The sequence below is a fragment of the Methylobacterium sp. WL18 genome (assembly GCF_008040015.1).
Classification (GTDB): domain Bacteria; phylum Pseudomonadota; class Alphaproteobacteria; order Rhizobiales; family Beijerinckiaceae; genus Methylobacterium; species Methylobacterium mesophilicum.
In genome coordinates this window covers 1-9,981 of the sequence record NZ_VRVD01000119.1, presented here as the reverse complement: position 1 = coordinate 9,981, position 9,981 = coordinate 1, and the positions used below count along the sequence as shown (strand labels likewise).

4 protein-coding genes and 5 pseudogenes are annotated in these 9,981 nt (G+C 60.3%); 5 read left to right on the top strand and 4 right to left on the bottom strand.

What is annotated here, in order from left to right; genetic code table 11:
• Positions 1–200 precede the first annotated feature (200 nt).
• The 3 genes from FV228_RS11555 to FV228_RS11545 form a co-directional block, all read right to left on the bottom strand.
• Positions 201–1,724 (bottom strand): IS66 family transposase, encoded by a 1,524-nt coding sequence (locus FV228_RS11555; protein WP_147854755.1) that lies wholly within the window; start codon positions 1,722–1,724, stop codon positions 201–203.
• A gap of 69 nt (positions 1,725–1,793) precedes the next feature.
• Positions 1,794–2,150: an IS66 family insertion sequence element accessory protein TnpB gene (tnpB, locus tag FV228_RS11550; RefSeq protein WP_147854754.1), complete on the bottom strand. Its 357-nt coding sequence runs from the start codon at positions 2,148–2,150 to the stop codon at positions 1,794–1,796.
• Positions 2,147–2,581, bottom strand: a complete 435-nt coding sequence (locus tag FV228_RS11545; RefSeq protein ID WP_147854753.1) for a transposase — start codon at positions 2,579–2,581, stop codon at positions 2,147–2,149. The genes tnpB and FV228_RS11545 overlap by 4 nt, the downstream gene beginning before the upstream one ends.
• Before the next feature lie 96 nt (positions 2,582–2,677).
• Here FV228_RS11545 and FV228_RS11540 point away from each other — a divergent pair.
• The 5 genes and pseudogenes from FV228_RS11540 to FV228_RS34170 form a co-directional block, all read left to right on the top strand.
• Positions 2,678–3,682 (top strand): annotated as a pseudogene (locus FV228_RS11540) (IS481 family transposase).
• Between the two features lie 1,430 nt (positions 3,683–5,112).
• Positions 5,113–6,357, top strand: coding sequence for an acyltransferase (locus tag FV228_RS11535; RefSeq protein ID WP_147854752.1), 1,245 nt, complete (start codon positions 5,113–5,115; stop codon positions 6,355–6,357).
• A 482-nt stretch (positions 6,358–6,839) separates the two neighbouring features.
• A pseudogene (locus tag FV228_RS34175) lies at positions 6,840–7,728 on the top strand (IS3 family transposase); the annotation flags it as partial.
• Between the two features lie 66 nt (positions 7,729–7,794).
• Positions 7,795–8,596 (top strand): annotated as a pseudogene (locus FV228_RS11525) (IS5 family transposase); the annotation flags it as partial.
• Between the two features lie 9 nt (positions 8,597–8,605).
• Positions 8,606–8,752 (top strand): annotated as a pseudogene (locus FV228_RS34170) (integrase core domain-containing protein); the annotation flags it as partial.
• A 66-nt stretch (positions 8,753–8,818) separates the two neighbouring features.
• Here the strand turns inward: FV228_RS34170 and FV228_RS11520 are convergent.
• A pseudogene (locus tag FV228_RS11520) lies at positions 8,819–9,780 on the bottom strand (IS630 family transposase).
• Positions 9,781–9,981: the final 201 nt, after the last annotated feature.

Genomic DNA, 9,981 nt, shown 5'->3' with positions numbered 1-9,981 from the left:
CGGGATCGATCTCCGGCGATCGTGGACAGCGCTGACTTGGTGGCGTCGTCGAGGAGCACGCACACGGTCTGAGCCATCGCCCAGACTCGCATGCATCACGCCCTTCGTGAATCCTCCGCCCGCGTCAGTGCACTAGAGATGTTTGGTCCCGTCGTGTGGTGATACATCTGGTGCCACATGGAGGGACGTAAGCGCTGTTTTCAGGCCACGGCTTTGAGGGCTGGCATGGCCGGGTAGGCCCATGGCAGCAGGTCGTCGAGACGGCGCTGCGGGTGGCCCTCGACGATGCGGGTGATGACGTCGGCGAGGTAGGCGTGCGGCTCTAAGCCGACGAGCTTGCAGGTCTCGATCAGCGAGGCGATCACCGCCCAATGCTGGCCGCCGCCGTCCGAGCCAGCGAACAGGGCATTCTTGCGGTTCAAGGCCAGGGGCCGGATCGCGCGCTCGACGACGTTGGAATCGATCTCGACCCGGCCGTCGTCGAGGAACAGGCTCAAGCCGGCCCAGCGCGACAGGGCGTAGCGGATCGCATCGGCGAGTTTGCTCTTGCGGCTGACCAAGCCGAGCTTCTCGCGCAGCCATGGCTCTAGGGCCTCGATCACTGGTCGACTTCGTTCCTGACGCACGGCACGCCGCTCATCGGCCGGGCGAGCGCGGATCTCGGCTTCGATCCGATACAGCGCGGCGACGCGTGCCAGCGCCTCCTTGGCGATCGGCGAGGCGGCGGCGAGTTCGTAGAAGAGCCGCCGTGCGTGGCTCCAACAATAGGCCAGCCGGATGGCGCCGCCTTTGGCCAGCACCTCGTAGGCGGCATAGCCATCGACCTGCAGCACGCCTTCGAACCCGGCCAGATGCGCGATCGGCCGGCCGGCGGTGCGGTCGGGGGCGTAGACGTAGGCGACACCGGGTGGATCGGATCCGCCCCAGGGCCGGTCGTCACGGGCGTAAGCCCAGAGCTGGCCGGTCTTGGTGCGCCCGCGCCCGGGATCGAGCACGGGTGCCGTGGTCTCGTCGGCAAACAGCTTACTCGAGCGCTTCAGCGTCTCCAGCAGACGCCCGTGCACCGGCCGGAGCAGGAAGGCCGCGCGCCCGACCCAGTCGGCGAGCGTCGAACGGTCGAGGGCGACACCCTGACGGGCGAAGATCTGTGCCTGGCGGTAGAGCGGCAGGTGGTCGGCGTATTTGGAGACGAGCACCTGCGCGACCAACGCGTCGGTCGGCAGGCCGCCCTCGATCAGCCGCACGGGTGCTGGGGCCTGCACGAACGCGTTCTGGCAGGCCCGGCAGGCGTAACGCGGGCGGCGGATCACAAGAACCCGGAACTGCGCCGGCACCACGTCAAGGCGCTCGGACACGTCCTCGCCGATCTTGTGCAGGACGCCCGAGCAGCACGGGCAGGCGGTGCTGTCGATGTCGACGAGGGGCTCGACCCGCGGCAGGTGGGCCGGCAGTCCCCCGCGATTGGTGCGGCGCTTGAGCCCCCGGGCCGCTTTCTTGGCCGGCTCGGCCTCCTCGGCGGCAAAACCCGCGGCCTCGACCTGCTCGGCCTCTTCGAGCCCGAGCAGGAGCTGATCCTCGGGCAGGCTCTCGGCGCGGCGTCCGAAGCGGTGGCGCTGCATCGCCAGGATGATCTGGCGCAGCCGCTCGTTCTCGGCCTGCGCCTCGACGAGCTGGGCCTTGAGCGTCTCGGGATCGTTGGACGGGGGTAAAGCAGGCGCAGCCACGAGGCGGATTAAAGCATATTCGTCAGCATCTTACCATTGCAATGCAGCCCGCACGCTCGACCTTTTTGTTCACCCTGCCAGCGTCGGAGCGATGACCGTGCGAGCCACGTGAACACGCTTCCAGTCGAGCCCTTCGAGCAGGGCCGCCAGTTGCGCCGCCGTGAGGCGTACGACACCATCTTCGATCTTCGGCCAGCAGAACTGACCGGTCTCCAGGCGCTTGGTCGCCAGGACCACCCCACTTCCGTCCCAGAACAAGAGCTTGGCCCTGTCGGCGCGCTTCGATCGGAACACGTAGACCGTGCCGGAGAACGGATCCGCGCCCATCGCATCCCGAACCAGAGCGGCCAACCCGTCCATGCCCTTGCGGAAGTCCACCGGCCGCGTCGCCATCATCACGCGCACCATGCCGGACGGCCCGATCATGCCGTGGCCTTCAGTGCCCGGATCACTGCCGCAATGGTCTCTTCACGCGCACTCTCACCGATTCGAACGGTCACGCCGGCCATATCCAGCTCGATCTCAGCGGCCAGAGCGAACCGCTGCGAAGCCAGAGGCCGGGACCGTGGTGGTACCGGATCGGTTCCGCCATCCCCGACCAGCGCCGGTACGAACGCCAGCGGTGGGGCAACGGGAAGCGAAGCCGCCGCACGCCGGGCCGTACGAAGCCAGGTGAACAAGTGCTGCGGACTCAGGCCGTGCCGGCGCGCGACCACCGAGACCACCGCACCGGGGGCGGTCGCCGCAGCGAGGATGCGTCCGCGCTCGGCGTCAGACCAGCGCCGACGACAACCCACGCCCGTGATGACTTCTAGCCGGCGAACCGACCGCGGCAGCTCGACCATATCCTCAAGCATAGACACAAAACGATCCGAACCAGGGACCGTCAGACTCCACCATCACCAGCACATCGAAAAGAGCGGCTCCAAACACCGCTTACGGAGGGACGCGCTATGGGACAGATTCTCCACGGCAGCGCCACAACGACTGAGACGGTCCGTCGGGCAATCCAAGCTCGTAAAGAGAGCGTGAGAGCCGCGGCGAAGCATTATGGGATCAGCCCGACCACCGTGTAGAAGTGGCGGTCACGTCCGACCAGCACCGATGCGCGGATGGGACCGAAGGAGCCTCACTCGACGGTGCTGCGCCTGGAGCACGAGGCGGTCATCGTCGCCTTTCGCCGGCATACCCTGCTGCTACTGGATAACTGCCTCTACGCGCTTCAGGCCAGCATTCCGCACCTGACCCGCTCAAGTCTGCACCGCTGTCTCCAGCGTCACGGCATCAGTCGACTGCCGGAGGTCGACGGCGACAAGCCCAAGCGTTCGCGCTTCAAAGCCTACCCGATCGGCTACTTCCACATCGACATCGCACAGGTCAGCACCGAACAAGGCAAGCTCCACCTGTTCGTTGCCATCGACCGCACGAGCAAATTTGCCTTCGTTCAACTTCACGAGAAGGCGACACAACGGATCGCAGCGGCCTTTCTACGCGATCTGGTCGCGGCCGTGCCCTACACGATTTACACGGTCCTGACCGACAACGGCATTCAGTTCACCGACAACAAGCCGGTGAACGCGGAGGCCGAGGCCAAGGCAGCTGCCTATTGGGCAGAGCGCGACGAGCCGCGCATCTACCGCTGGCACTCGTTCGAATGGGCCTGCGAGCAGACCAAGATCGAGCATCGCCTGACCAAACCACGCTGCCCGTGGACGAACGGCCAGGTCGAGCGAATGAACCGCACTATCAAGGACGCCACGGTCAAGCGCTACCATTACACCGACAACGACGAGCTGCGCCGCCACCTTCAACTGTTCGTGGAAGCCTACAACTACGGTCGCCGGCTGAAGACCCTGCGAGGCCTCACCCCCTACGCATTTATCTGCCAGACCTGGACGAAAGAGCCCGAACGCTTCAGGCTCAATCCGTCACACCACATGCCGGGACCAAACATCTAGGCACCAGGAATCAGTTCCCCCAACGCTTGAAAACTCCGATCCCGTTAAACCCCAGCACCCTCTAGGAGCGACACCGACAGAAGCAGGACGCGCCGCGGCGCGCGCTTCAGCTAAGTCGAGGCGTTGGCTCAGGATGGGGCCGGAGTCCGCGCCGTCGTGCGCGCGACGGGACTTGCTCGCAACACCGTCCGCCGTTGGCTGCGTAAGAGCGCGACGCCCACGTAAGGTCGAAGTGATCGGGGGCGGATCGACGACCCGTATCGGCCCTACCGTTCGCCGAATGAGCGAGGGCGAGCTTAAGCAATCGGCTCTGACAGGAGCTGCACGTACTCGACTTCGCCGGCAGGGTCGCAATGGTGCTGGCCCGGTATTGCCAAACTGCGAGGCGCACCCGCCAGATCCCATGGTGCCTCCACCCCAGTCGGGCGGCCGTGAATGTCACGGCGGGTCATGCGCCTTCTTTTATCGAGCTAAAAGGTGCCAGGACAGGACGGCAGCTTCCCGGCCGACCTGGTCGAGGCGGTTCCGGAGGCTGGCCGCGTGGTGGATGAGGCACGTTTCTTTGCGGCCCTGCTCCAAGCGCAAGAGCCAATGTCACTCCGTTCGTGGCTAGCGCGCTGCCGGGCCGGCCCGTCGCGCGAGTTGGTCGCGATGCTCTTGCCAGATCGTGCCGCGGTCGAGTCCGCACTCGCACTACACTTGTCAAAAAGCCCGATCGAGGAACAGATCGGCCACCTCGAGTAGCTTAAGCGGGCGATGTATGGCGGTGCCAAGCTCCACCTACTCGGTGCCTGCGTCATCACGGCATGAACCCGTTTGCAATTGAAGTACGGAAGACCCACTTCGGATATGACTTGATAATCACCTCCTGCTCGGGTTTGAGGAGCCGAATAGATTGAGGCCGCGGGCTTTACCGCCGAAGAGAAAGAATTGATCAAGAAGGCGGTACGGTGTTAGCCAACGCTGCACGAACCGTGGGGCGCTGCTCGTCCACCTGCCGATAGTCAGGTGCCTCGTCACCGTCAACAGCATCGCATGTCCGTGCTGTTCAGTTCCTCTGCTCCCAATCGGCGAGAGCGTATCTGAGCTCCTCACATGGTACCAACTTTCAAGTACGTTTGCCGGCAATTCGCTACCATGGCTGCAGTTTTATAATGGCGTCATAACACTATCGCAAAGCCTGATTGGTGTTGGACTGTTAAAGAACAAACGGAGAAACGCAAAATTGACAAAATAAGATTTTGGCCGCCAATGGATAGGCGCTATGCGCCGGGACGCCTTCAGCAACGTCATTCTTTAAGCGTCTTGTCTGTAAAGCGGGAGCAGCGGACTATGAGCTTTAGTTTTCTGTAGCCGGCTGCTATCAGCGATATCGGCCACCCAAATTGTTTCAAGCCGTTTCCTCTACACATCGGACCCACTTCGAATTCATGAGCAAATTTCGAATGCCTCCTGTCGCAGATGGCCCGCTAGAAACTATCCAGCCAAATTATCAGGAACGGGTGAAAAGCAGAGTATTTGCGCTGGATGGCCTTCGGGGATGGGCATCTCTATCTGTAGTTTGCTTCCATATCCTATGGGAGACTTTTGGAGAAATATATCCAGATATAAGAAACAATATCACCGCCTTTCTTCTCGATGGCTCGCTAGCCGTTTCTGTCTTCTTTGTCCTATCTGGAGAAGCGCTTAGCGCTTCTTATTTTTCAGGTCGGGGATTAAAATCAGTATTTGATCTAATGATAAAAAGATATCCTAGGTTGGTTTTCCCGGTTCTTTCGGCCGCTGTAATTACAGCTGTCATCGTCGCATTCGGATTAAACCACAATGTCGAGGCTGGGTTGATCGTGGGCAGGACCGACTGGCTTGGAAGCTGGCTGAATTTCAGACCCAGTATTATCGGTACCCTCCGCTTCTCATTTTACGACGTTTTTCTTAATGTTAATCCCACACAATCGCTCGTGCCGTTTTTGTGGACAATGAGAATAGAATTTATTGGCTCATGCTTAGTTTTTGCGTTGTTGATTCTATGCAACGGGGAAAGGTTTAAATGGTGGATCGTGCATTTGACCTTCTTTATATTGATTGTTTCACATTTGTATCTAAAGAATGTAAGTTTGGGAAACTTGGCGTGTTTTATTTCCGGCGTTTACTGTTCTAAGCTAAGGTGTATCGGATTGTTCGAAAAATATAAGGTCTCTTTGAGCGCTTTAATTATTAGCTCGTCAACCATCGTGCTGCTATTGACCTTCGATAGTTTAATGCACGCTGGAGGCACGCTGGAGCTTAGAACACCGTTCTTTGCCATGATCCTCGTTGCAGCAATTTCGTTCAACCGCTTTGCTGAGAGATTCTTAAGCAACAAGCTGTCGCAATTTCTTGGTAAGATATCATTCCCTCTTTTCCTGATTCAGTTTCCAATATTGATATCTTATACTAGCTGGCTAATTGTATATAGCAGTGACGAAAATCGTTTCACTGGCTCCGTTACAGCTGTATTTCTTTCCAGTTTAAGCATTTGCGTAGTGGCGTCGGTGCTCTTTATGCCCGTTGAGGCTGCAACGAAATCCATCTGCAATTTCATCCTTCAATCGACTCGACGTACAGGTAAGGCAATATATCTGAGTATGAGCGACAAAAAACTTGTTGATAAAAAGTTGAACAAAACGTCCACGTGAATTCTTCAAGCACTTCTAGGATTCTACCGAACGCAACTAACTATTTCTTGGCTGCAGAAAGACAGACTGCACTCGCGGCTGCAATTCATAGTCATCAAGCTGCGTTGCAAATATTGCGATTTGTGTAGCGATTATCTTGGGGGCGGACTGTAGAATCGGGTGTCACAACCGATCGAGTTTATTCATGTCTGTCAAATACGGATTAATAATAGCTCACCCGCCGTTCGTGTCTCGCGATCGACACGCGACTCGGCTAGGGGATGCTGACAGAGAAAATGAGAACTTGGTCAATTATAAGTTGTCCGTTTCAGCATTTTCAACTGGTTGATCTGCCTTTCGACTCGGCTCATCGACCACGATGTCGTGAATGTCCCCAGGAGCGCTTCCCGATGGCGATCCGGCTTTGCTTTTAAAGCAATGGTCCACCTCCATTGAATTTATCCGCCCTTTGATATGGCTTTCGGGCTTGGAGGACGGACAAGATGGTAAAACACCCAAAGCCCGAGGAGATCGGTACCAAGCTACGGCAGGCGGATGTTCTGATCTCACATTGCCGGAGCGTTATCGACGCAATCCATGCGCTCAGCAGTAGTTAAGTACCATAATATCGGTGGCGACGTGAGTTTGACGGACTCAAGTCGGATCAAATTCGACACTTGAAGATTCTCGAGTCCGGGAATGCTGAACTTCGAAAGTCGATTACAAATCTCACCCTCGACAAGCTGATTCTGCAGGATGCGTCCCAAATAAGACGTCTTGAGCCCTGCGCGCCGACGCGCCTGTGTTGAGCACGTCGTGCGGACAATAACTCTCTCCAATCGCCACGTCTGCCGGGCGCTCGGACAGCATTCAGCATCCTAAGCCTGTCGAAGGATTGACACGGCGCGAGATACCGCGGGGCCGCTACGACGAAGAGGCGCTTATGGCCGATCTCGTGGCATTGACCGATAATTACGGACGCTAGGGCTACCGCAAGATCAGCGCATTGTTGAAGGCCGCCGGATGGTTCGTCAACGACAAGCGCGTCGAGCGCATTTGGCGTCGTGCGAGTCTGAAGGTCCCAGCCAGACGGCACAAGCGGGGCGGACCTGGAACAACGACGGCTCCTGCGTTCGTCTTCGCCCGGAACACCGCAATCACGCGTGTTCTAACTTCGTCGATGCCGATACACACGATGGACGCAAGATCCGGATGCTCAGCATCATCAACCGGTTCACGCACGAATGCCTGGCGATCCGAGTCGCCCGCAAGCTGAAGGCGATTGATGTCATCGACGTGCTCTCGGATCTGAACTTTCTGCGTGGTGTGCCGAGCCATATCCGTTCGGACAACGGACCTAAGTTCAGGGCGAAAGCTGTACAAGCTTGGATCACCGGCGCCGGCGGCGAAACCCCTCAAGAGTGTGGGACGACACCCATTCGGACGGGTTGGGAGGGCATGGATGCTCTTACATTCGAAGACCTCTGGGCGGTGGTCAAGCCGCTTGGCCGCCTAGGCCTGAGAAGCCGAAAGGTGGCCGGTCGCAGGTCTCCGATCGGGCGGCGCTGTCCGGCATCATCCTGGTTCTGCGGACCGGCATGCAGTGGATGCACCTGCCGCGTTCCGAAGTCAGCTGCAGCGGCAAGACAAGTTGGCGGCGGCTGGGCGCGTGGCAGGCGAAGGGCGTCTGGGCCGACTTGCATTGCGTGATGCTGGAGCGGCTTCAGGATGCCGATGCGATCGATTGGTCGCGGGCTGTCCTCGACAGCGCGAGCCTGCCGGCGAAATAAGGGGCTCTGCGACGGGCCCGAACCCGACGGAACGGGTTAAGCCGGGCACGAAGCGCCACCTCGTCGTGGACGCCAACGGCACGCCGCTCGGCCTGATACGCACCCGGGCGAACTGTCACGACAGCCGCATGCTGGCTGCCACGCTTGACGCGGTGCCGGGCGTGCCCACCGGCCGGCTAGGTCGCCCGCGGCGCAGACCCAAAAAGCTGCACGCGGACAAGGGCTACGATCATCGCGGGTGTCAGCGCGAGTGCCGGGCTCGTAGCATCACGCCGTGGATCGGCCGCCGTGGCATCGAGAGCCGCGAGCACTTGGGACGCTACCGCTGGATCGTCGAGCGCACCCTGGCCAGGCTGACCCGCTTCCGCCGACTAACCATCCGCTACGAGCGACGCCTCGATTTCCGCCTCGCCTCCACGACACTCGCCTGCGCCCTCATCTGCCGAACTCAGGCCAATCGGTTTTGCCCCAAAATCTTAATCACGCCAGTCTCACCGGGGAAGAATACCTACATCAAAAGCTCCAACGCGCGGCTTCGCGACGAACGGCTCAACGGCTAGACATTCTACACACTCAGGGTTGCGCAGATAGTCATCGAAAGTTGGAGATGTTACTACAACAGCGTGTGGCTGCAGGGCTGACAGAGAACCGGCCGCCGGTAGCAGAAGTGTTCATGCTAGAGCCGTTCCCGGTCAAGTAGTGACGGCCAAGTCGTTCTCGTAGCCGGCTGCGGCGAGGTAGTTGCGGCACTCCTGCGGGGTGAAGCGCTCGAAGGCCTGGCGGATCGCCACCCAGAGATCCGGGATCCTGCGGGCTGCCGCGCTGCGCAACAGCGCCTTCAGCTTTGCGAAGGCCTGTTCAATCGGGTTGAAATCAGGGCTGTAGGACCGAAGGTAGAGCAGCCGCGCTCATGCGGCCTCGATCGCCTCACGCACGCCGGCGACCTTGTGGGCTGGCAGGTTGTCCATGACGACGATGTCGCCAGGGTGCAGCACCGGGATCAGGGGCTCGGTGACGTAGCTGCGGAAGCGCCTGCCGTTCGTGGGACTGTCCAATAGCGCGGTGGCATACAGTCCGCTGGTGCGCAGGGCGGCGGTTACGGTGGTGGTTTTGTAGTGGCCCAACGGGGCCGTGAGCCGGCAGCGCTCGCCGCGCGGCGCCCAACCGTAGCGGCGCGCCATGTTGGTGGCGGCCGCCGTCTCATCCAGGAACACCAGCCGCTCCGGGTCGAGCTCGGGCTGTGCCTCGAACCACGCCTCGCGGGTAGCTCTCACGTCCGCACGCTCCTGCTCAGCTGCGTACGTCGCCCCTTTTTCCAGCTGATCCCGTGGCGGGCATAGATGCGCGACAGGCCGCTCGTGCTGGTCTGGATGCCCTGCTAAGCCAGCCGGTCGCGCAGTTCGCGTAGGAAGAGGCGTGGCTCCTGCTCGGAGGTCGCCAGGATCAGCCCGGCATGCGCCTCTATTCGCTTCGAGGTGTGATCGCCGCCCATCGGCTTGGAGGCGCGTTGGCCGTTGTGGCGGAAGCGCTGCGACCAGCGGCTGGCGCTTGACATGCTGATCCCAAAGCGAGCCGCGGCTCGGTGGCACGAGACACCCGCCGCCACGGCAGCTACGACACGCTCGCGCAAGTCGACGGACAGAGGTGAAGGCATTGGAATGCTCATTCACCCGTCAACGCGCCACCCGCTAACCCGTCGCAATCAGCCCGGGACCGGCTCTAGTGCATTGACGCGGGCGGAGGATTCACGAAGGGCGTGATGCATGCGAGTCTGGGCGATGGCTCAGACCGTGTGCGTGCTCCTCGACGACGCCACCAAGTCAGCGCTGTCCACGATCGCCGGAGATCGATCCCG

Excerpts from the sequence above, each read along its gene's own strand:
- tnpB (WP_147854754.1), bottom strand. The coding sequence starts at position 2,150 with ATGATCGGGCCGTCCGGCATGGTGCGCGTGATGATGGCGACGCGGCCG.
- FV228_RS11545 (WP_147854753.1), bottom strand. The coding sequence starts at position 2,581 with ATGCTTGAGGATATGGTCGAGCTGCCGCGGTCGGTTCGCCGGCTAGAA.
- FV228_RS11535 (WP_147854752.1), top strand. The coding sequence starts at position 5,113 with ATGAGCAAATTTCGAATGCCTCCTGTCGCAGATGGCCCGCTAGAAACT.